17 protein-coding genes are annotated in these 22,746 nt (G+C 66.8%); 13 read left to right on the top strand and 4 right to left on the bottom strand.

The annotated features are described in order from the left end of the window. The first annotated feature begins 11 nt into the window (after positions 1-11). The 9 genes from can (at position 12) to ACIPRS_RS00520 (ending at position 8,323) form a co-directional block, all read left to right on the top strand. Positions 12-677 carry a carbonate dehydratase gene (gene can, locus ACIPRS_RS00480; protein ID WP_337730847.1) on the top strand — a complete coding sequence of 222 codons (666 nt, stop codon included), beginning with the start codon at positions 12-14 and terminating at the stop codon, positions 675-677. Then, positions 670-1,101, top strand: a complete 432-nt coding sequence (locus ACIPRS_RS00485; RefSeq protein ID WP_446537148.1) for a RidA family protein — start codon at positions 670-672, stop codon at positions 1,099-1,101. Before can ends, ACIPRS_RS00485 begins: the two co-directional genes overlap by 8 nt. Position 1,102: 1 nt before the next feature. Next, entirely contained in the window at positions 1,103-1,651 is a 549-nt protein-coding gene (locus ACIPRS_RS00490; protein ID WP_192201095.1) for a 3-hydroxyanthranilate 3,4-dioxygenase, read from the top strand. 84 nt (positions 1,652-1,735) lie between these two features. Next, positions 1,736-2,746, top strand: a complete 1,011-nt coding sequence (locus ACIPRS_RS00495; RefSeq protein ID WP_337729851.1) for an amidohydrolase family protein — start codon at positions 1,736-1,738, stop codon at positions 2,744-2,746. Between the two features lie 169 nt (positions 2,747-2,915). Next, positions 2,916-4,190, top strand: a complete 1,275-nt coding sequence (gene kynU, locus ACIPRS_RS00500; RefSeq protein ID WP_446537149.1) for a kynureninase — start codon at positions 2,916-2,918, stop codon at positions 4,188-4,190. A gap of 15 nt (positions 4,191-4,205) precedes the next feature. Then, positions 4,206-5,576, top strand: a complete 1,371-nt coding sequence (locus ACIPRS_RS00505) for an FAD-dependent oxidoreductase (protein WP_446537150.1) — start codon at positions 4,206-4,208, stop codon at positions 5,574-5,576. Next, the gene (gene sbcB / locus ACIPRS_RS00510) at positions 5,573-7,012 is read left to right on the top strand and encodes an exodeoxyribonuclease I (RefSeq protein ID WP_446537151.1); all 1,440 of its coding nucleotides are present in this window, start codon (positions 5,573-5,575) and stop codon (positions 7,010-7,012) included. The genes ACIPRS_RS00505 and sbcB overlap by 4 nt, the downstream gene beginning before the upstream one ends. Positions 7,013-7,078: 66 nt before the next feature. Then, positions 7,079-7,765, top strand: a complete 687-nt coding sequence (locus ACIPRS_RS00515) for a DUF2461 domain-containing protein (protein ID WP_337729855.1) — start codon at positions 7,079-7,081, stop codon at positions 7,763-7,765. A gap of 15 nt (positions 7,766-7,780) precedes the next feature. Continuing rightward, positions 7,781-8,323: a DUF2939 domain-containing protein gene (locus ACIPRS_RS00520; protein ID WP_446537152.1), complete on the top strand. Its 543-nt coding sequence runs from the start codon at positions 7,781-7,783 to the stop codon at positions 8,321-8,323. An 18-nt stretch (positions 8,324-8,341) separates the two neighbouring features. On the opposite strand, the gene ACIPRS_RS00525 is transcribed toward ACIPRS_RS00520, so the two are convergent. The 4 genes from ACIPRS_RS00525 to ACIPRS_RS00540 form a co-directional block, all read right to left on the bottom strand. Then, positions 8,342-9,250 (bottom strand): 5'-nucleotidase, encoded by a 909-nt coding sequence (locus ACIPRS_RS00525; protein WP_142125360.1) that lies wholly within the window; start codon positions 9,248-9,250, stop codon positions 8,342-8,344. 48 nt (positions 9,251-9,298) lie between these two features. Beyond that, positions 9,299-9,790 carry a hypothetical protein gene (locus ACIPRS_RS00530; protein WP_446537153.1) on the bottom strand — a complete coding sequence of 164 codons (492 nt, stop codon included), beginning with the start codon at positions 9,788-9,790 and terminating at the stop codon, positions 9,299-9,301. 116 nt (positions 9,791-9,906) lie between these two features. Beyond that, positions 9,907-10,674 carry an NAD kinase gene (locus ACIPRS_RS00535; RefSeq protein WP_337729858.1) on the bottom strand — a complete coding sequence of 256 codons (768 nt, stop codon included), beginning with the start codon at positions 10,672-10,674 and terminating at the stop codon, positions 9,907-9,909. A gap of 155 nt (positions 10,675-10,829) precedes the next feature. Continuing rightward, positions 10,830-15,893 (bottom strand): NAD-glutamate dehydrogenase, encoded by a 5,064-nt coding sequence (locus ACIPRS_RS00540; RefSeq protein ID WP_446537154.1) that lies wholly within the window; start codon positions 15,891-15,893, stop codon positions 10,830-10,832. Positions 15,894-16,197: 304 nt separating this feature from the next. Between ACIPRS_RS00540 and ACIPRS_RS00545 the strand changes: the two genes are divergently transcribed. The 4 genes from ACIPRS_RS00545 (at position 16,198) to ACIPRS_RS00560 (ending at position 22,741) form a co-directional block, all read left to right on the top strand. Beyond that, positions 16,198-16,905, top strand: a complete 708-nt coding sequence (locus ACIPRS_RS00545; RefSeq protein ID WP_446537155.1) for a TetR/AcrR family transcriptional regulator — start codon at positions 16,198-16,200, stop codon at positions 16,903-16,905. Then, positions 16,902-18,083, top strand: coding sequence for an efflux RND transporter periplasmic adaptor subunit (locus ACIPRS_RS00550; RefSeq protein WP_337729860.1), 1,182 nt, complete (start codon positions 16,902-16,904; stop codon positions 18,081-18,083). The genes ACIPRS_RS00545 and ACIPRS_RS00550 overlap by 4 nt, the downstream gene beginning before the upstream one ends. A 15-nt stretch (positions 18,084-18,098) precedes the next feature. Then, a complete protein-coding gene (locus ACIPRS_RS00555) occupies positions 18,099-21,263 on the top strand; it encodes a multidrug efflux RND transporter permease subunit (RefSeq protein ID WP_337729861.1) in 3,165 nt (1,054 codons plus the stop codon). Between the two features lie 281 nt (positions 21,264-21,544). Continuing rightward, positions 21,545-22,741 carry an efflux RND transporter periplasmic adaptor subunit gene (locus ACIPRS_RS00560; RefSeq protein ID WP_446537156.1) on the top strand — a complete coding sequence of 399 codons (1,197 nt, stop codon included), beginning with the start codon at positions 21,545-21,547 and terminating at the stop codon, positions 22,739-22,741. Positions 22,742-22,746 lie beyond the last annotated feature (5 nt).

Consider the following 22,746-nt stretch of genomic DNA (forward strand, 5'->3'; position numbering starts at 1 on the left):
CCATGTCCGACCTGACCGAACTCGAGAAACTGCTGCAGAACAACCGCGACTGGGCCGCCCGCATCAAGCAGGAGGATCCCGGCTTCTTCAAGCGGTTGTCGCAGCAGCAATCACCGCGCTACCTGTGGATCGGCTGCTCCGATTCGCGCGTGCCGGCGAACCAGATCCTCGGCCTCGATCCCGGCGAGGTCTTCGTCCATCGCAACATCGCCAACGTGATGTCGCACGGCGACCTCAATGCGCTGTCGGTCGTCCAGTTCGCCGTCGATATCCTGAAGGTCGAACACATCCTGCTGGTCGGTCACTACGGCTGCGGCGGCGTGCACGCCGCCATGACCGGCCTGCGCGTGGGGCTGGCCGACAACTGGCTGCGCCATGTCGCCGATGTCGCACTCAAGCACAACGATCTGCTGGAACAGGTCGATACCGAATCCCTGCGCCATGCCCGCCTGTGCGAACTCAACGTGATCGAGCAGGTGTTCAACGTGTGCCAGACCACCGTGGTGCAGGATGCATGGGCACGCGGCCAGCCGCTCGCGATCCACGGCTGGGTCTACAGCCTGTTCGACGGCCGCGTGCGCGAACTCGGCATGGACGTGGCTGCGCAGGATGAACTCCAGCCTGCGTACCAGCGTGCGCTCGCCGGCGTCCCGGGCAAGGGGAAGCGCGATGAGTGATGTCATCCATGCCGATGCCGCGCCGAAGCCCGTCGGCCAGTATCCTCACGCGCGCCGCGTGGGCGACCTGCTGTTCCTGTCCGGCATCGGCCCGCGCGATCCGGCCAGCAATGCCATCGTCGGCAACGTGCACGACGCCGAGGGACGCCTCATCAGCTACGACATCGACGCACAGTGCCGTGCCGTGTTCGCCAACGTCCGCGCAGTGCTGAAGGCCAGCGGCGCACGCTGGGAAGACCTGGTGGACGTGACGGTGTACCTCACCGACATGGCGCACGACTTCAAGACGTACAACCAGGTGTGGGCGGAGTATTTCCCCGACCCGGCGGCGGCGCCCTGCCGAACCACGCTGGGTATCACCTCGCTGCCGACCCCGATCGCCATCGAACTGAAATGCATCGCGCACCTGTCCGAGGCCCGCTGACATGCTGCCCAATCCGCTCAACTTCCAGGCATGGATCGACGAGCACCGCCACCTGCTGAAGCCGCCGGTCGGCAACAAGGTCATCTACGACGGCGACTTCATCGTCATGGTGGTCGGCGGCCCGAACGCGCGCACCGATTACCACTACGACGAAGGTCCGGAGTGGTTCTACCAGTTGGAAGGCGAAATGGTGCTGCGTATCCAGGAGAATGGCGCGCCGCGTGACATTCCGATCCGGGCGGGCGAGATCTTCCTGCTGCCGCCGCGTGTGCCGCATTCGCCGCAACGCATGCCGGGCTCGGTCGGCCTGGTGATCGAACGCAAGCGCCTGCCGCACGAAGACGACGGCCTGCTGTGGTTCTGCGAACACTGCAACGCGAAGGTGTACGAGGAGTACTTCCACCTGAACGACATCGAGCAGGATTTCTTCAGGGTGTTCGAGGCCTTCTACCGCAGCGACGACCTGCGCACCTGCAAGGCCTGCGGCCATCTGAACCCCCGCCCGAGCCGCTACGAGATGCAGGCCGATTCGCAAGCCGACATCACCTGAGGTGGCGGTGCGCGCGCCCCGGGGGATGGGTCCCGTTCGGCACTGCAGCGCGAATCCCGCGCAGGCAACCCCTACAATCCCACGATGCTGAAGATCGACACCCACGCGCATTTCCTGCCCCGCGACTGGCCCGACCTGGCGGCCAAGTACGGTGACCTGCGCTTTCCCGTGATCCACCACGGCGACGACGGCCGCCATCGCATCTACAAGGACGGCAAGTTCTTCCGCGAGATCTGGCCCAAGACCTGGGATCCGGAAGAACGCATCGCCGATTACGCCAAATTCGGCGTGCAGGTGCAGGTCATCAGCACCGTGCCGGTGATGTTCAGCTACTGGGCCAAGGCGCACCATGCGCTGGAGCTGCACCAGGCGCTCAACGACCATACCGCCGCCGCCTGCCGCGACTATCCGCGCCACTATGCGGGCATCGGCACGGTGCCGATGCAATCGCCGCGACTGGCGGTGCAGGAACTGGAGCGCTGCATGGACCAGTTGGGCCTGCAGGGCGTGCAGATCGGCAGCCATGTCAACGACTGGAACCTCGACGCACCGGAACTGTTCGAGTTCTTCCAGGCGGCCAGCGAACTGGGCGCGGCGATCCTCGTGCACCCCTGGGACATGATGGGCGCCGCATCGATGCCCAAGTACTGGCTGCCCTGGCTGGTCGGCATGCCCGCCGAACAATCGCGCGCCGCCTGTTGCCTGATTTTCGGCGGCGTGCTCGAACGGTTGCCCGGATTGAAGGTCTGCTTCGCCCACGGGGGCGGCAGCTTTCCTTACACCATCGGCCGCATCGAGCACGGCTTCAACATGCGGCCCGACCTGGTGGCCACCGACAACCATCGCAATCCGCGTGAGTACCTCGACCGGGTCTACTTCGATTCCTGGGTCGCCGATCCACGCGCGCTGCACTACCTGCTCGACACGGTCGGCCACGAGCGCGTGATGCTGGGCACCGACTACCCCTTCCCGCTGGGCGAACAGGAGCCCGGTGCCGGCATCGCCGCCCTGGGCCTGGACGAGGCCCGGCAGGCGCGCCTGTATCACGGCACCGCGCTGGAATGGCTGGGCTTGCCCGCCTCGAGGTTCCTGTGAAAGGGCTCGCTGTAGGAGCGACGTCAGTCGCGACCGCACGGCACGATCTTGCCAGGACCTTCAGTATCTTCGTGGGAGGCCAGCCCATTCGACGTCATCTCCACCGACACTCCACGGTCGCGACTGACGTCGCTCCTACAACCCAAAGATCATCTCCAAACCACATTCCATGACCGACCCGCTGTCCCGCACCCACATCATCGCCCTTGATGCCGCCGACCCCTTGCGTCCGTTGCGCAACGAGTTCCTGATTCCGCGCCACAAGCACAACGACCAGGTCTACTTCTGCGGCAACTCGCTCGGCCTGCAACCGAAGGCAGCGCGCACCTACCTCAACGAGGTGCTGGACAAGTGGGCCAACGAAGCCGTCGAAGGCCACTTCACCGGCAACGCGCAATGGATGACGTACCACGAACTCGTGCGCGAACCGCTGGCACGCCAGGTCGGTGCGGAGCCGGCGGAAGTGGTGGCGATGAACACGCTGACCGCCAATCTGCACCTGATGATGGTCAGCTTCTACCGTCCGACGGCGGAGCGTCCGGCGATCCTGATGGAGGCCGGCGCATTCCCGTCCGACCGGCATGCGATGGAGTCGCAGGTACGCTTCCACGGCTTCGATCCCGCCACCGACCTGATCGAAGTGGAACCGGACCTGCCCGATGGCACGTTGTCGATGGCGGCCATCGAACGCGCCATCGTCGAGCACGGCCCACGCCTGGCGCTGGTGCTGTGGCCCGGTGTCCAATACCGGACCGGACAGGCCTTCGATCTGGTGGAGATCGCGCGGCTGGGCCATGCGCAGGGCGCCGTCGTCGGCGTCGACCTGGCGCACGCGGTGGGCAACCTGCCCTTGCGCCTGCACGACAGCGGCGTGGATTTCGCGGTGTGGTGCCACTACAAGTACCTGAACTCGGGGCCGGGCGCGGTTGCGGGCTGCTTCGTGCATGCGCGCCATGCCCGGACGGACAGGCCAAGGTTTGCGGGCTGGTGGGGTCACGAGAAGGAGACCCGGTTCCGGATGGAGCCGGCCTTCGTGCCCACGCCCGGCGCCGAGGGCTGGCAGCTCAGCAACCCGCCGATCCTGGGGTTGGCGCCGCTGCGCGCTTCGCTCGAGCTGTTCGACAAAGCGGGTGGCATGGAGGCGATACGCGCGAAGTCGCTCAAGCTGACCGGCTTGCTGGAAGCGCTGATCCAGGCAAGGCTGTCGGACGTGCTGCAGATCATCACGCCCGCAGACACCTCCCAGCGCGGCGCCCAGCTTTCGCTGCGAGTGACCGGCGGACGCGAACGCGGCCGCGAACTGTTCGAGTACCTGCTGTCCGTCGGTACGGTCGGCGACTGGCGCGAACCGGACGTGATCCGCATCTCGCCCGCCCCGCTGTACAACCGCTACATGGATGTCCACCGCTTCGTCGAGGAAGTCGAGACGTGGCGGGGGTTCTGATCCGGAGAAACGAGTTTGGTCACTGACGGCAAGCGACACATCACCATCATCGGCGCCGGCCTCGCCGGTGCGCTGCTGGCCACCCTGATGGCGCGCGCAGGGTGGCGCGTGGAGGTGTTCGAAAAACGCGGCGACCCGCGCGTGCAAGGCTATGCGGGAGGCCGCTCGATCAACCTGGCACTGACCGAACGTGGCCGCCATGCGCTGCGGATGGCGGATGCGGACGATGCGGTGATGCGGCAGGCAGTAATGATGCGCGGGCGCATGGTGCATGCCCTCGACGGACGGCTGCAGTTGCAGCGCTACGGGCGCGACGACTCCGAGGTCATCTGGTCGATCCATCGCGGCGACTTGAACATCACGCTGCTGGATCTGGCCGAACGCGCAGGCGCCGTCATCCAGTTCAACCGCCGGTTGGAATCCGTAGATTTCGACGCGCACATCGCCCGCTTCGTCGACGAGCAGGATGGCGGCGTCCACCCTGTCGGGTTCACCGCCCTGATCGGCGCCGACGGTGCCGGCTCGTCCTTGCGTGGCGCCATGCAACAGCGGGAGGATCTCGGTGAACGTACCGAGTTCCTCGACCACTCCTACAAGGAGCTCGAGATTCCCCCTGCCGCCGACGGCAGCTTCATCATGGAACCGAACGCCCTGCACATCTGGCCGCGCGGCCACTACATGTGCATCGCGTTGCCCAACGACGAGCGCACGTTCACGGTGACGCTGTTCCTGCCCAACGAAGGTGATCCGGGCTTCGACAGCGTGCGCAGCGGCGCGGATGCGAAGGCGCTGTTCCTGCGCGATTTCGCCGATGCGGTGCCGCTGATCCCGCGACTGGAGCAGGACTGGGACGCCAACCCCACCGGCCTGCTCGCCACGCTGTATCTCGAACGCTGGCACTTGCAGGGCCAGGCCGTGCTGCTGGGCGACGCCGCCCACGCGATGGTGCCGTTCCACGGCCAGGGCATGAACTGTGCGTTCGAGGATTGCGTCGCCCTCGCCCACCACCTGCAATCCACGCAAGACCTGGCGGAGGCTTTCGCCGCCTTCGAAGCCGAGCGCAAGCCCAATGCACTGGCGATCCAGGAAATGGCGCTGGAGAACTACGTGGAGATGCGCGACAAGGTGGACGACAGCGGCTTCCTGCTGCAGCGGGAACTGGAGCGCGCGCTGCAGGAGCGCCATCCGCACCGCTTCGTGCCGCACTACACGATGGTCAGTTTCATGCGCATCCCGTACTCGGTGGCGCAGCATCGCAGCCACGCGCAGCGCGACCTTCTGGTACGGCATACCGCCGGGCGCGGTGCCCTCGACGGAATCGACTGGGCAGCGGTCGATGCGGATGTGCTCGCGCGCTTGCCGGTGCTGGAGGAAATGGCGGGGTGAGCGCCAGCTTCCTGTTCTACGACCTCGAGACCTTCGGCGCGGATCCGCGCCGCAGCCGGATCGCGCAGGTCGCGGCCGTGCGTACCACGCCCGCGCTGGAACTGATGGAGGAGCCGGTCAGCTTCTTCGTACAGCCAGCGGATGACCTGCTGCCCTCGCCCATCGCCACGCTGATCACCGGCATCACGCCGCAACAGGCGCTGCGCGACGGCGTCAACGAAGCAGAAGCCTTCGCCCGCATTGCCGACGAGATGGGGCGGCCGGAAACCTGCACGCTGGGCTACAACAGCCTGCGCTTCGATGACGAGTTCGTGCGTCACGGCCTGTTCCGCAATTTCCATGAGCCCTACGAGCGCGAGTGGCGTGGCGGAAACTCGCGCTGGGACCTGCTGGACGTGATGCGGCTGATGCATGCGCTGCGGCCGGACGGCATCGTGTGGCCGAAGCGGGACGACGGTGCCACGTCCTTCAAGCTGGAACACCTGGCGCTGGCCAACCGCGTCCGCGAAGGCGATGCGCACGAGGCTCTGTCGGATGTGTACGCCACCATCGGCCTGGCCCGGCTGATGCGGCAGGCCCAACCCCGCCTGTGGGACTACGCACTGCAACTGCGCGACAAGCGCTTCGCCGCGCGCCTGCTGGATGTGACGGCCATGCAACCGGTACTGCATGTCTCGCAGCGCTATCCCGCCAGCCGCCTCTGTGCGGCGCCGGTGCTGCCGTTGGCGCGGCATCCGCGCATCGACAATCGCGTGGTGGTGTTCGACCTGGAAAGCGATCCGGCCGCGCTGCTGGCCTTGGCGCCCGACCAGATCGCCGACCGTCTCTACACCCCGGCCGCCGATCTGCCGGAAGGCGAGCAGCGGATCCCACTGAAGGAAGTCCATCTGAACCGTGCACCGGCGCTGGTCGCCTGGTCGCATCTGCGCCCCGCCGACATGGACCGGCTCGGCATCGATCCCGTGCGCTGCGAGCGCCATGCGGAAGTCCTGCGCGAGGCCGGCCCGGAGCTTGCGGAGAAGGTGCGGCAGGTGTTTGCCGGCGAGCGGCAGTTCACTCCAGGCGACGTGGATGCCTCGCTTTACGATGCTTTCCTGGCGGACGCGGACAAACGCCGGTTCACCGAGGTACGGACCACGCCGCCTGCGCTGCTGGGCCAACGCGATTTCGGCTTCCGCGATGCCCGCCTGCCCGAATTGCTGTTCCGCTATCGCGCGCGCAACTGGCCCGGCTCGCTGTCTCCCGCCGAGCGCCAGCGTTGGGACGACTATCGCCGGCAGCGCCTCGCGACCGACAGCGGGATGTCCGAATACAGCTTCGCCAGCTTCGACGCCGAACTTGCGGAACTGCGGATGACGCACGCCGCCGATGCGGACCGGCTCGTGCTGCTGGACAGGATCCAGCAGTGGCGCCAGGACCTGCAGGCCGGCCTCTAGTACGCCAGGCGACATCGAGGGCAGCCTTGTCGGCCTGATGACGCCGGCTTGTCTAGAATGGCGGCCATGGCCACCTACTTCTCCGATGCCAGCTTCAAGTTCCTGCGCGGGCTGGCCCGCCACAACGACAAGACCTGGTTCAACGACCACAAGGCGCAGTACGAGGATCACGTCCGGCAGCCATTCCTCCGGCTCCTGACGGACCTGCAGCCCGACCTGGCGGCAGTGAGCCTGCACTTCCGCTCCGAACCGAAGACGGTAGGCGGGTCGCTGTTCCGCATCTACCGTGACGCACGCTTTTCCAACGACAAATCCCCGTACAAGTCCTGGCAGGGTGCACGTCTGTTCCACGAGCGCCACAAACAGGTGCCCGCGCCCTCGTTCTACCTTCACCTGCAGCCTGGCGAATGTTTCGTCGGTGCCGGACTCTGGCATCCCGAGCCGGACACGCAGCGGCGGGTGCGGCAGTTCATCCTGGACAACCCGGGCAGTTGGAAGAAGGCGGCGCACGATGCGCCTTTCCGGCGGCGCTTCGAGTTCGAAGAGAGCGAGAAACTGGTCCGCCCTCCGCGCGGGTTTCCCGCCGACTTCGAGTTCATCGAAGACCTGAAGCACCGCAATTTCGTGTTCTGGCGCTCGCTGGACGACGCCACCATGACCGGTCCGAAGCTGCGCCAGACCGTGGCGGCCGATCTCAAGGCGCTTGGCCCGTTCGTGGACTACCTGTGCGCTGCGCTGGACCTGGAGTTCTGACCCGGAGGTTTGCCGATGAAGAAGTGGCTCGTGATCGGAGTGGTGGTCGCCCTCCTGCTGGGGTTGGCGGGCTATGTGGCCGCCGGGCCCTACCTGGCCATCCACGGCATCCGTACGGCGCTGGCGGAGCAGGACACCGGCAAGCTGCAGAAGCATGTCGATTTCGCTTCGTTGCGCGTGAACCTGCGCGCGCAGGTGGAGGACTCGCTCGCGCGGCGCGCCGGACCGGAGGTCAGCGGCAACCTGTTCGGTGCCGCGGCGCTTTCGATCGCCAACAGCATGCTGGGGCGCGGGGTGGATACGATGGTCACGCCGATGGGTATCGCCGCGATCCTGGAAGGCCGCGCCACGTGGAAGCGCGCCGTCGGCGACACCGTGGGCGGCGACACCTACGCCCCGCCGACGCCGGCAGATCCGCTCAGGCAGGCCAGCCACCGCTACGAGTCGTTGTCCCGTTTCACTGCCACCGTGCACGACGATGAGGGCGACCCGGTGGTGTTCGTCTTCACGCGCCAGGGCCTGCGCTGGCGGCTGACCGACATCCGCCTGCCGCTTTAGGGCGAGCGAAGGCCCGCCCTACGGGTTCGCCACCCCGTGCGGAACATGACCCGCGGCCACATGGTGGCGCGCGCTGTCGATGTTGTGTTGCGAATCGTCGAAGAAGATGTCGGCGCCGAAGGCTTCCAGGAACGGCCCCTTGTGGCGGCCGCCGAGGAAGAGCGCCTCGTCCAGGCGCACGCCCCACTCGCGCAGCGTACGGATCACCCGCTCGTGCGCCGGCGCGGAACGCGCGGTGACCAGTGCGGTGCGGATAGGCGAACGCTCATCGGGCGGGAATACCTGCTGCAGTTGGTGCAATGCCGACAGGAAGTTGCGGAACGGACCACCGGACAAGGGCTCGCGTGCACGCTGTTGCTCGTGCCGGCCGAATGCCTCCACGCCCTGTTCACGGGAAATGCGCTCGCTCTCGTCGCCAAAGATGACCGCGTCGCCATCGAACGCGATGCGCAGCTGGTGTTCGTGGCGCTGCTGCGGTGCGCCTGCCGGCAGGATGGTCGCCGCCGCGATGCCGTGCTCCAGTGAGCGCCGCACCGATTCCGGGTTGGCCGACAGGAACAGGTCGGTGCCGAACGGCTTGACGTAGGGCCAGGTGGGCTCGCCGGCCGTGAACGTGGCACGCACGATCCCCAGGCCGTAGTGCTGGATGGAGTTGAAGATGCGCAGGCCGGTATCGGCCGAGTTGCGCGAGAGCAGGATCACTTCGACGCGCGGCGCTTCCGGAGGCGCCCCCACGTTGAGTGCCAGCAACTTGCGCACGACGGGATAGGCGATGCCCGGCGCCAGCACATCGTCTTCGTGCGTGCGCTGGTAGTCGGAATAGGCCTGTACGCCCTCGCGCTCGTACAGCGCGTGGCTTTCCTCCAGATCGAACAGGGCGCGCGACGTGACCGCGACGGTCAGCAAACGGGGGGTGTTGTCGGCCATGCGCACAGTATCGGCGATCTGTGGCGCATGACGCGAGACGCCGTGCCCCTATCCCCCCGGTGCAGCGGCGATACGCACCTGTGCCGGCGGCCCCCTGCGATTGTCGGGCGTGATGGCGCGTACTTCGACCAACAGGTCGATCGGCGACTGTTCCGAAGGCGGTCCATCGCGCCAGAGGAACACGAACTCGCTGCGACGGCCCTCAACGCGCCCCGCCACCGGCTCGCGGGGAAAGATCGCAAGGGCGTCCTCACCGAGCACGCGGAACTCGAACCCCAGTTCACGCAGCTTGTAATCCGTGCCGCGAGGCCACTCCACGCCCAGCGTCAGCAGGCCACTGGCATCGCACGAGGCGTGTCCGTCCACGCCTCGCGTCAGGCTGACCACCTCCAGCAAGGGCGGCTTCAGGGTGCCGTCTTCGACCAGCGCCGACGACGCACCGCCGGCCGCGAACGCGGTGGTGCCAGTGGACAGATTGCAGGCCGCCACGTCGGTCGCGGCAAGCATGGCGCACAGCGCCAACGCGCACTTCAACTGCATCGTGACCCCTCCCCGGGCGGATGCGAACCGAATCGCTATGGGGCGCTGGATACCATGCGTGGGATGACCCGGCAAGCCGCAATGCGGCGAAACCACGATGTCCGCCGGGACAATCCTCAGGTCATGAACTGCTCGCTGAGGATGCGTTCCTCGAGATTGTGTTCGCGGTCGAACAGCAGGGTGACCGTGCGGTCACGCGACTCGCGGATGGTCACCTCCACCACGTCCCGCACCTCGTGCGAATCGGCAGTGGCACTGACCGGGCGCTTGTAAGGGTCGAGCACGCGGAACCGGATCTCGGTATCGGCCTTGAGGATGGCGCCACGCCAGCGGCGCGGACGGAACGGCGCGATCGGCGTCAGCGCAATGGTGTGCGAACCCAGCGGCAGGATCGGCCCGTGCGCGGAGAAGTTGTAGGCGGTGCTGCCCGCCGGCGTCGCGGTCAGCACGCCATCGCAGATCAGCTCGTCCAGGCGGGTTTCGCCGTTGAGGTCGATCTGGATGTGCGCCGCCTGCCGTGTCTGGCGCAGCAGCGACACTTCGTTGTAGGCCAGGGATGACGTGGACGTGCCGGACTCGGTCAGTGCCTGCATTTCCAGCGGCCGCAGCTTGGCCGGTTCCGCCGCGGCAATCCGGTCGAACAGGCCGTCCGAGCGATAGTGGTTCATCAGGAAACCCACGGTGCCCAGCTTCATGCCGAACACCGGCTTGCCGAGCGCGCCGTGCCGATGCAGCGTCTGCAGCATGAACCCATCGCCGCCCAGCGCACACAGCACGTCCGCCTGGTCGGGCACATGCGCACCGTGTTCGCGCTGCAGTGTCGCCAGCGCCTCCTGTGCCTCAGGCGTGGGACTGGCGAGGAAGGCGATGCGGGGTGTGGACATCCGTGGCTCCATCGTGGCCTGCACAGCGTACAGAAAAAAACGCCGGGAGCGTTTTTCGACAACGCGCAGCGTTGGCCCACCGGGTGGCGGCCATGGAAGGCGGCCACAAAAAAGGCGGCCCGAAGGCCGCCCCGTTCCACTCACATGACGTGCAATCAGCCCTGGGACGCCAGCTGCCCCAGCCGCTGCACCGCCACCGATGCGGTGGGGTAGTCGAGCGTCTTCTGCGCGGCCAGCTCGTTGAGCATGTTCAGCGTGAAGCGCAGCCCGGCGTCGTCGCGGCCCAGCCAGGCCTTGACCTTGGCGTCGGCGTTGCCGCCCGGCAGCGACAGCAGCTGGTTGGTCAGCGTGCGCTGGTGCGCCGCCAGTTCATCACGCAGCACACCGCGCGCGACGGCATGCCAGCGGCCATCGACCTTCAACGCTTCGATCTGGTCCTGCAGCCACGGCAGGTGCAGCGCCTCGCCCAGGCGGTAGTGCGCCTTCGACACCTCGACCGGCTTGAGCTTGCGCGCCCGGGCCAGTTCGATGATGTCGCAGGAGGGCTCCAGGTACGGCAGCGCCGCGATCTGGCCGGCCAGCGCAGGCGGCAGACCCTTGTCCTTCCATTCCTGCAGGCTGGCGTTGTACGCCGGGCGCAGCGAGTCCGGCAGCACGCCGTCGGCCGCACGGATCTCGTTGAAGCCGTCGTGATAACGCTCCACCGCGGTGGCGATGGCCGGGATCGGACCCTGGCGGGTCAGCAGCCAGCGGGTGAAGTTGCGCTGCACCTGCCAGATGACCTGCAGGGCGTCGATCTGCACCGATTCCGGCACCTTGCCGTCCAGCGCGTCGATCTGGTTCCACAACGCCCGCGCGTCCAGCGTCTCGCGGGTGATGGTGAAGGCCTTGGCGACTTCCGCCGGCGAGCGGCCCGTGTCTTCCTGCATGCGCAGCAGGAAGGTGGCCCCCATCCGGTTGATGGTGGTGTTGGTGACCGCCGTGGCGATGATCTCGCGCTTCAGGCGGTGCTTCTCCATCTCCGAGGCGTACTTCTTCTGCAGCGGCTGCGGGAAGTAGCGCTGCAGCTCCTTCGACAGGTAAGGATCCTCGGGGATGTCGGATTCCAGCAACTGCTGGAACGCCACCAGCTTGGAGTACGACAACAGCACCGACAGTTCCGGACGCGTCAGGCCCTGGCCACGCGCCTTGCGCTCGGCCAGTTCGGCGTCGGATGGCAGGAATTCGATCTGCCGGTCCAGCAGGCCCTGCGATTCCAGCGTCTGGATGAAGTGCTGTTTGGAGCCCAGGCGCGAGACGCTCATGCGCTCCATCAGGCTGATCGCCTGGTTCTGGCGGTAGTTGTCCCACAGCACCAGCTCGGCCACTTCGCCGGTCATGTCGGCCAGCAGCTTGTTGCGCGCATCCATGCCCAGCTTCTTGGCCTGCACCACGCCGTTGAGCAGGATCTTGATGTTCACCTCGTGGTCCGAAGTGTCCACGCCGGCCGAGTTGTCGATGAAGTCGGTGTTGAGCAGCACACCATGCTGCGCGGCCTCGATGCGGCCCAGCTGGGTCAGGCCCAGGTTGCCGCCCTCGCCCACCACCTTGCAGCGCAGGTCGCGGCCATCGACGCGCAACCCGTTGTTCGCACGGTCGCCCACATCAGCGTGGGTCTCGCTGGCGGCCTTCACGTAGGTGCCGATGCCGCCGTTCCACAGCAGGTCGACCGGCGACTTCAGGATGGCGCTCATCAGTTCGTTGGGCGTCATCGACTTCACGCCGTCGGCGATGCCGAGCGCGGCGCGCACTTCCGGGGTGATGTCGATGGACTTCGCGCTGCGCGGATGGATGCCGCCGCCCTTGGAGATCAGCTTGGCGTCGTAGTCGGCCCAGCTGGAGCGCGGCACCTTGAACATGCGGTCGCGTTCCTTGAACGACTTCGCCGCATCGGGGTTCGGGTCCAGGAAGATGTGGCGGTGATCGAACGCGGCCAGCAGGCGGATGTGTTCCGACAGCAGCATGCCGTTGCCGAACACGTCGCCCGACATGTCGCCGATGCCGACGCAGGTGAAGTCTTCTGTCTGGCTGTCGCGATTCATCGCGCGGAAATGGCGCTTGACCGACTCCCATGCGCCGCGCGCGGTGATGCCCATGCCCTTGTGGTCGTAGCCCACCGAGCCGCCGGACGCGAACGCATCGCCCATCCAGAAACCGTGCGCGATGGCCAGGCCGTTGGCGATGTCGGAGAACGTGGCCGTGCCCTTGTCGGCGGCGACCACCAGGTACGGGTCGTCCTGGTCGTGGCGCACCACGTCCACCGGCGGCACGATCCTGTTGCCGACGATGTTGTCGGTGATGTCCAGCAGGCCCTGGATGAAGAGCTTGTAGCAGGCGATGCCTTCGGCCAGCACGGCGTCACGGTCGCCGCCGGCGGGCGGACGCTTGACGAAGAAGCCGCCCTTCGCGCCGACCGGCACGATGACGGTGTTCTTGACCATCTGCGCCTTCACCAGTCCCAGCACCTCGGTGCGGAAGTCCTCGCGGCGGTCCGACCAGCGCAGGCCGCCACGCGCCACCGGGCCGAAGCGCAGGTGCACGCCTTCCACGCGCGGGCCGTACACGAAGATCTCGCGATAGGGACGCGGCTTGGGCAGGTCCGGCACCTTGGCGGAGTCGAACTTGAAGCTGATGGTGTGTGCCGGCTGCCCGTCCTTGCCGCGCTGGTAGAAGCTGGTGCGCAGCGTGGCTTCGATAGCGCCCATGAAACCGCGCAGGATCCGGTCCTCGTCCAGGCTGGACACGCGGTCCATCAGCTTGATCAGCGCCCGGTGCGCAGTCTCGACCTGCAGGTCGCGCTTGCCACCGCGCGCGTCGACCAGCATGGTCAGGATCTTCTGGGCAGCGTCGTCATTGCCGGCCAACGCCTTGAGTTCGGCAGCGAAACGGTCCTGGCCCTCCTTGATCTGCGCCTTGCTCTCGCTGCCGGTGGCGGGATCGAAGCGTGCCTCGAACAGTTCCACCAGCAGGCGCGCAAGCAGCGGATAGCGGTTGAGGGTTTCCTCGACGTAGCTCTGCGAGAACGGCACGCCGGTCTGCAACAGGTACTTGCAGTAGCCGCGCAGCAGGGCGACCTGGCGCCAGGCCAGGCCGGCGCCCAGCACCAGCCTGTTGAAGCCGTCGTTCTCCGCATCCCCGCGCCACACCCGGGCGAAGGCCTCCTCGAAGGTGGAGGCCAGGCGCGCGATGTCGAACTCGCCGCTGAGCGGTTCCACCTCGAATTCCTGGATGTAACGCGCGCCCTGTCCCGTCTCCAGACGGAACGGATGCTCGGAGATCACGCGCAGTCCCATGTTCTCCATCAGCGGCAGCGCATCTGACAACGGGATGTCGGTTTCCTGGCGATACAGGTTCAGGCGCAGGCGACCCTGTCCCGGGCGCTTGCGGCGCGACTCGTGCAGGCTCAGGCGCAGGTCGTCCGGACCGGTGAGTGCAGCGAGATGCTCCACGTCGCGCGCGGCACCTTCCGGCGACACCACTTCGATGTAGCCCGCCGGCAGCGCACGGCCATAGCCGCCCGCCAGCAACAGGCCCTTCGACTCGCCGTGGCGCGTGATCAGGGTTTCACGCAGGTCGTCCTGCCAGTTGCGCAGCAGGTGGGCGATGTCGCCTTCCAGCGCGGAGGTATCGACTTCGACCTGCTCGCCCGCCTTCGGGCGAATGGTGATGTGCAGCTGCGCCAGCGGCGACTCGCCGAGCAGCACGCTGCTGTCGACGTACTCGCCCCGCATGGCGTCCTTCAGCAGCGATTCGATGCGCAGGCGCACATCCGTGTTGAAGCGCTCGCGGGGGATGTAGACCAAGGCCGAATAGAAGCGGCCATAACGGTCGCGGCGCAGGAACAGCTTGCTGCGCACGCGCTCCTGCAGGCCGAGGATGCCCATCGCCGTGCGGTAGAGCTCTTCGTCGCTGGACTGGAACAGTTCCTCGCGTGGCAGCGTCTCCAGGATGTGGCGCAGCGCCTTGCCGCTGTGGCCGCTGGGCGACAGGCCGGACTTCTGCATCACGTATTCGTGGCGCTCGCGCACCAGCGGGATTTCCCACGGACGGCGGTTGTAGGCGCTGGACGTGTACAGGCCGATGAAGCGCTGCTCGGCGACGGGGTTTCCCTTCGCATCGAACTCGAGCACGCCGATGTAATCCATGTTGCCCGGGCGGTGCACGGTGGACCGGCGATTGGTCTTGGTGAGGATCAGCGCATCCACCGAACCGCCCTGCGGCAGGTAGTGCGCGGCCAGCGTCTTGATGTTGCGCGGCGGCGTGGTATCGCCTTCGCGCAGCAGGCCCAGGCCGCTGTCCTCGACGGCCGCCAGGATGCCGGTGCCCTTCTCGACCCGGTATTCGCGATAGCCGAAGAAGGTGAAATGGTCGGCGGCGGCCCAGCGCATGAACTCCTGCGCTTCGCGACGCCCGTCGTCATCCACCGGCATGCGGCGGGTGGCCATGTCGTCGGCGAGCGACAGCATCTTCTCGCGCATGGCGCTCCAGTCGCGGACGATCGCCCGGACTTCTTCCAGCACGGCACGGATGCGCTTCTCGATGGCCGCCATCTCATCGGGTGGCAGGCGATCGATCTCCAGCAGCATCAGCGATTCGGGCTTGCCCTCGCCCACGGCCTGCACCTTGCCCGCCTTGTCGCGCGTGAAGCGCACCAGCGGATGGCCCAGCACGTGTACGCCCACTCCCATCTCGGCCAGCGCCATGCTGACGGAGTCCACCAGGAACGGCATGTCGTCGTTGACGATCTGCAGCACGGTATGCGGCGATTCCCAGCCATGCGATTTCAGCATGGCATTGAAGATCCGCACATTGGCGGTGCCGGGCTTGCGGGTACGCGCGAACGCCAGGGTGTCGGCGGCGATCGCCGCCCATCCGTCCGCCGTGTGGTGCGGATACTCGTCTTCTTCCATGCGCTTGTAGAACGCTTCGGCGAATGTCTGTGCCTCGGCCTGCGCGGAGGCCCCCGACACCCGCTTGCGGATCGCCGCGAGGATCGGCGACAGGGAGAACGCGTCGGCCGCCGCCTTGCCCTTCTCCACCGCGGCCTTCGCCGCCTTCACCGGTCGGGCGGCCACCTTCTTGGTGGGCGTCGCCTTCGGGGTCACCGATCTGGTGGCCTTGATGGCTTCCGGTTTGGGCGTCTTTTTCGAGGCTTTTTTCGGGCTGCGCACAGCGTTCATGCAGAGAGTGGCTCAACAATTGGTAGTCGAATGGTCATTGTATCCCCCGGCGCCATGACAAAACTTGCTGCGAGGCGTCATAAGCAAGGCTTGCAATCGCGCGGATGATTGTTTAGCTGCACACGCTCCGTGACCTCCGCCGCGTGCGAGCAGTGCCCATCGCAAGACGCACCGTGCGCCGCCGCATGGACGGAGCGCCGGATCGTCACGCGGTCTTTACCGGGCGAGCGGCCTCTTTGTGCACGGAAATGCCACAAATACAAGGCTGTCGTAATTCTAAACTGGACGGTATAGTCTAGCCCGCATGCAACCCGCCACCACTCCCGCGCTCGATCAGCGTCGCAGCCGTGTCCACGACGCTGTGCGCGAGCTCATGGCCGAGCAGGGCTTCCGCATCAGCATGGACGCCGTGGCCGCACGCGCGGGCTGTTCGAAGCAGACGCTGTACGCGCACTTCGGCAGCAAGCAGGAACTGCTGCGCAGCGTGATCGCCGAACACCAGGAACCCGCCACGGCCCGCCTGTCGCCCGCGGTCGAAGACCCGCGCCAGGCGCTGCTGGCCTTCGCCGAAGAACACCTGCGGCGCCTGTGCGATCCCTCGGTGGTCGCCACGCGCCGGCTGCTGATGGCAGAAGCGCACCAATTTCCCCAGGAAGCGCAGGCGCTCTACAGTGACGCCTGCGATACTCTCGTGCAGCGCCTTGCCGCCTGGCTGCAGCACGCGATGGACCAGGGCAGGCTGAGGCATGACGACCCGCACTACGCCGCGGAGCTGCTGCTCAGCATGATGACGGGACTCGATTTCGACAGGCAGCATTTCGGCGTGCCGCATCGCGCCAGCGCGAAAGCACGCGGCCGTTGGGCCGGGTTTGCGGTCGATGCCTTCCTGCGCGCCTTCGCTCCCGCCACGCCAGACCACGAAAGTCCCGCGCCTGCCGTGCCCGGCCGGCGCCTGCGATCCCTGCCTACCCCTTCCCCGACATCAAGAAAAAGAAACGGAGCTTCCCCATGACCGCCCCCATCCGTTCCCTGGTACTGGCCAGCGCCCTGTTCGCGGCCCTGGCCGCGTGCAGCAAGCCCGAACAGCAGCAGATGCCCCCACCCGAAGTGGTGGTGATGAGTGCGACGCCCAAGGACGTGCCGCTGGAGCGCGAGCTGGTGGGTCGCCTGTCGCCGTTCCGCAGCTCCGATGTCCGCGCCCGCGTGGCGGGCGTGGTGCAGAAGCGCGTGTACCAGGAAGGCAGCGACGTGAAGGAAGGCCAGACCCTCTTCCTGATCGATCCCGCCCCGCTGCAGGCTTCGTTGAGCGCCGCGCAGGCCAATCTCGCGTCGGCCCAGGCCACCTACGCGAATTCGAAGGCGGCCGCTGATCGTGCGCGCCAGCTGGCGCCGCAGAAGTTCGTCTCCAGGTCCGACCTGGACAACGCGGAAGCCGCCGAACGCAGCGCCGCCGCTGCCGTGCAGCAGGCCCGTGCCAACGTGCAGACCGCGCGCATCAACCTGGGCTACGCCAGCGTCACCGCGCCGATCTCCGGCCGCGCGGGCAAGCAGCAGGTCACCGAGGGCGCCCTGGTCGGCCAGGGCGATGCCACGCTGCTGACCACCATCGACCAGATCGATCCGCTGTATGCGAACTTCTCGATGAGCTCGAGCGAGTTGCAGACATTGCGCCAGGCGCAGGGCGCAGGCCAGGTGCAACTGGCCGCCGAAGGCCAGCGCACGGTGCAGGTCCTCCTGCCTAACGGGCAGGCCATCGACCAGACCGGTACGCTGGACTTCTCCGACACCGTCGTCGACCCCGCCACCGGCAGCGTCTCCCTGCGCGCCACCGTCCCCAACCCGGACCGCACCCTGCTGCCGGGCACCTTCGTCACGCTGCGTGCCACGCTGGGCGAACAGAAGGGCGCCTTCCTGATCCCGCAGAGCGCGATCCAGCGCGACACCGTCAGCGCTTACGCGATGATCGTCGGCAAGGATGGCAACGTCGTGCGCAAGAACGTGACCACGCAGCAGGCCGTCGGCAATGACTGGCTCATCACCGACGGCCTGGCCGCCGGCGACCAGGTGATCGTCGAGGGACTGCAGAAGGTCAAGGAAGGCGCGCCCGCCAAGGGCATCACCGCCGAGCAGGCCGCTGCCGCCAAGGCTGCGCAGGCCAAGGCCGCCCCGGCGCAAGGCAAGGCCGAGTAAGAAGGACCCTCCCCCATGCCCAAGTTCTTCATCAACCACCCGATCTTCGCCTGGGTCGTGTCGATCCTGATCTCGCTCGCCGGCGTGATCGCGATCCTCAACCTCGGCGTCGAATCCTATCCTTCCATCGCGCCGCCGCAGGTAACGGTCAGCGCGACCTACCCCGGCGCCAGTGCCCAGACCACCGAACGGTCGGTCACCCAGGTGATCGAGCAGCAGCTGACCGGCATCGACAACCTGCTGTACTTCAGTTCGAGTTCCAGTTCCTCCGGCCAGGCCTCGATCACGCTGACCTTCGAAACCGGCACCGACGCGGACATCGCCCAGGTGCAGGTGCAGAACAAGGTGTCGCTGGCCACGCCGCGACTGCCCAGCGAAGTCACGGCCCAGGGCGTGGTGGTGGCCAAGGCCAACGCCGGCTTCCTGATGGTGGTGGGCCTGCAGTCCGACAACCCCAGCATCGACCGCAATCGCCTGAACGACATCATCGCCTCGCGCGTGCTGGACCAGATCTCGCGCGTGCCCGGCGTCGGCAGCACACAGCACTTCGGCTCCGAGTACGCCATGAACCTGTGGCTGGACCCGGGCAAGCTGCAGGGCTACAACCTGTCGGCCACCGAAGTCCTGGCCGCCGTGCGCGGCCAGAACGTGCAGTTCGCCGCGGGCTCCATCGGTGCGGACCCGGCTCCCGAGGGCCAGGCCTTCACCGCCACGGTGTCGGCGGAGGGCCGCTTCAACTCGCCGGAGCAGTTCGAGCAGATCATCCTGCGCGCCAACAGCGACGGCTCCACCGTGCGCCTGAAGGACGTCGCGCGCGTGGAGTTCGGCGCACAGGGCTATGGCTTCGACACGCAGTACAACGGCAAGCCGGTCGGTGCCTTCGCGGTGCAGCTGCTGCCCGGTGCCAACGCGCTGAACGTGGCCGAGGCCGTGCGCGCCAAGCTGGATGAGCTCCAGCCCAGCTTCCCGTCGGGCGTCAGCTGGTTCTCGCCGTACGACACCACCACCTTCGTGAAGATTTCCATCGAGGAAGTGGTCAAGACGCTGATCGAAGCCGTCATCCTGGTGTTCCTGGTGATGCTGGTGTTCCTGCAGAACTTCCGCGCCACCATCATCCCCACCCTGGTCATCCCGGTCGCGCTGCTCGGCACGTTCTGGGGCCTGAGCCTGATCGGCTTCACGATCAACCAGCTGACGATGTTCGCGATGGTGCTCGCCATCGGCATCGTGGTGGACGACGCCATCGTGGTGATCGAGAACGTCGAACGCATCATGGCGGAGGAAAAACTGCCGCCGCGGGAAGCCACGATCAAGGCCATGGACCAGATCACCGGCGCGGTGATCGCGATCACCGTGGTGCTGGCGGCGGTGTTCATCCCGTCCGCGCTGCAGGGTGGCGCCTCGGGCGAGATCTACAAGCAGTTCGCCTTGACCATCGCCATCTCGATGGCCTTCTCGGCCTTCCTGGCGCTGGGCTTCACGCCGGCGCTCTGCGCCACCTTCCTGAAGCAGCACGAACACGACAGCCACGAGAAGAAGAACATCGTCTTCCGCGTCTTCGAGAAGTACTACGGCAAGGTCGAGAAGACCTACGTGGGCCACATCGGCTCGGCCATCAAGCATGCGCCGCGCTGGATGGTGGTGTTCGCCCTGCTGACCGTGCTGTGCGGCTTCCTGTTCACGCGCCTGCCGAGCAGCTTCGTGCCCGAGGAAGACCAGGGCTATGCCCTGGCTATCGTGCAGTTGCCGCCGGGCAACACCCTGCAGAACACCAAGCAGGTGTTCAACCAGGTGCGTGGCACGCTGCAGCAGATGGACGGGTTCGAAGGCGTGATGGAGATCGCGGGCTTCAGTTTCGTCGGCCGCGGCGAGAACGTCGGCATGGCCTTCATCCGGCTCAAGGCCTGGGACGACCGCGACGTGACCGTGCCGGAGTTCATCCAGCAGGCCAACCAGCGCCTGTACGGGATCAAGGGTGCGCAGATCTTCGTGGTGAACCTGCCGACCATCCAGGGCCTGGGCCAGTTCGGCGGCTTCGACATGTGGCTGCAGGACCGCGCGGGCCTGGGCGAGGAGGCGCTGATGGCCGCCCGCAACCAGTTGCTGGGCGCGGCGGCGCAGGACTCGAGTTTGATGGCGGTGCGTCCCAACACGCTGGAGAACGCGCCGCAGCTGCAGCTGCATGTGGACCGCGTGCAGGCGCAGGCAATGGGGCTGTCGGTCAGCGACATCTACAACGGCATCCAGCTGATGCTGGCGCCGGTGTACGTCAACGACTTCTTCTACGAAGGCCGCATCAAGCGCGTGAACATGCGCGCCGACGCCGCCTACCGCACCGGCGCCGATTCGCTTTCGCGCATCTACACGCCGAGCAGCCAGCAGACCGACGCCAGCGGCGGTCGCGCGATGATCCCGCTGTCCAACGTGGTGCAGTCGCAGTGGGCTTCCGTGCCTCCTTCGCTGTCGCGCTACAACGGGTATTCGGCGGTGAACATCAACGGTTCCGCGGCGCCGGGCGGTTCGTCCGGGCAGGCGATGACCACGATGGAGAACATCGTCACCGACCAGTTGCCGCAAGGCTTCGGTTACGACTGGAGCGGCATGTCCTACCAGGAGATCCTGGCCGGCAACAGCGCCACCCTGCTGATGGTGCTGTCGCTGGTGGTGGTATTCCTGTGCCTGGCGGCGCTGTATGAGAGCTGGTCCATCCCGGTGGCGGTGCTGCTGGTGGTCCCGCTGGGCGCCCTGGGCGCGCTCGCGTTCACGCTGCTGCGCGGCCTGTCCAACGATCTGTTCTTCAAGATCGGCCTGATCACCATCATCGGCCTGGCGGCGAAGAACGCGATCCTGATCGTCGAGTTCGCGGTGATGGAGCGCAAGCAGGGCAAGACGCTGCGCGAAGCGGTGATCTCGGCCTCGCACCTGCGCTTCCGGCCGATCCTGATGACCTCGTTCGCCTTCATCATGGGCGTGGTACCGATGGCGATCTCGACCGGCGCCGGCGCCAACGCGCGCCATGCGATCGGCACCGGTGTCATCGGCGGCATGTTCTTCGCCACGTTCCTGGGCCTGCTGCTGATCCCGGTGTTCTTCATCGCGGTGCGGCGCATGCTGGGCGACAAGATGGACGAGCCCTCGAAGGAGTACCTGCTGGAGCAGGAAAACCCCGCCTCACGCTGAGACGGGTGGAGGTGCAGAAAGCCCCGGCCATGCCGGGGCTTTCCTTTTGCGGGCCACCCCATCGCGGGCACGGAGCTCGCCCTGCTGTCCGCGAAGCCGCTCCATCCCGGGCCTCCGGGGCCACGGACAAGCGTGCTGGCCAGCGCCCGACCACGCGCCATGCCCTCCTGCACTATGTGCGCCGGTCTCGATCCGTGATAATCGCGCGCCTGATCATGTCGATCGCGCCATCGCTCGTTCGTCGACCTGACGACTTCCCCCGACTTGACGAAGACCCCTCCATGACACGGAAAGATCCGCACGCAAGGAAAACGCCCTCCACCACCCGCCGCATGATCCTGATGCTGATCGCCGTCGTGGTGATCTTCGGAGGCGTGTTCGCCGTCAAGGCGATCATGGGCAAGGGCATGAACGATTTCTTCGACAACATGCCGCAGCCGGCCGCGGCGGTGACCGACTGGACCGCCAAGCAGGAGGAATGGGTCGACGCCCAGCAGGCGGTCGGTACGTTCGTGGCCATCAACGGCACCGACGTGACCACAGAAGCCGGGGGCGTGGTGCGCAGCCTGTCCATCGACGTCGGCAAGCCGGTCAAGGCCGGCACTGTGCTGGCCCAGCTCAATACCGCCAACGAACTGGCCGTGATGAAATCGCTCGAAGCCTCCGCCAGGCTGGCAGCGGTGCAGCGCGACCGCTGGCAGGCCCTGGCGCGCGACAAGCTGGTCTCGCAGGCCGAGGCCGAAGAGCGCGCCACCGTGGCCGCCACATCGCACGCACAGGTAGAAGCCCAGCGCGCCCTGATCGCGCAGAAGACCATCCGCGCCCCGTTCGACGGCGTGCTCGGCATCCGCAGGGTCAACCTGGGCCAGTACCTCACGCCGGGCGATGCCATTGTCAGCCTGCAGGCACTGGACCCCATCTACCTCGACTTCACCCTGCCCGAGCAGCGCGTGGGCCAGATGCTGCCGGGGGCGAAGATCCGTGCCACCGTCGACGCCCTGCCCGGCCAGGTGTTCGAAGGCGAAGTCACGGCGGTGGAACCGCAGGTCGACCCGGCCACGCGCAACTTCAAGGTGCAGGCGACGCTGGCCAATCCCGAATACAACCTGCGACCCGGCGCATTCGCGCACGTGGGCTTCGATACCGGCGACAGCCGCAAGGTGGTGGTGGTGCCGCAGACCGCGATCAGCTTCAACCCCTACGGCAACGCGGTGTACGTGATCCAGGAAGTCCAGCGCGCCGAAGGCGAGAAGGACATGCAGGGCAAGCCGCTGACCGGCAAGAAGCTGGTGGTACGCCAGCGCTTCGTGAAGACGGGGACCACCCGCGGCGACCTGATCGCCGTCACCGAAGGGCTGAAGCCCGGCGAACGCGTGGCCACCAGTGGCCTGCTGAAGCTGCGCAATGACGCCGAAGTGGTGGTGAACAACAAGGTGCAGCCGGTGACCGAGGCCCAGCCCAAGCCCGAAAACCGTTGACGGAG

The organism is Pseudoxanthomonas sp. LARHCG66, from assembly GCF_052871755.1.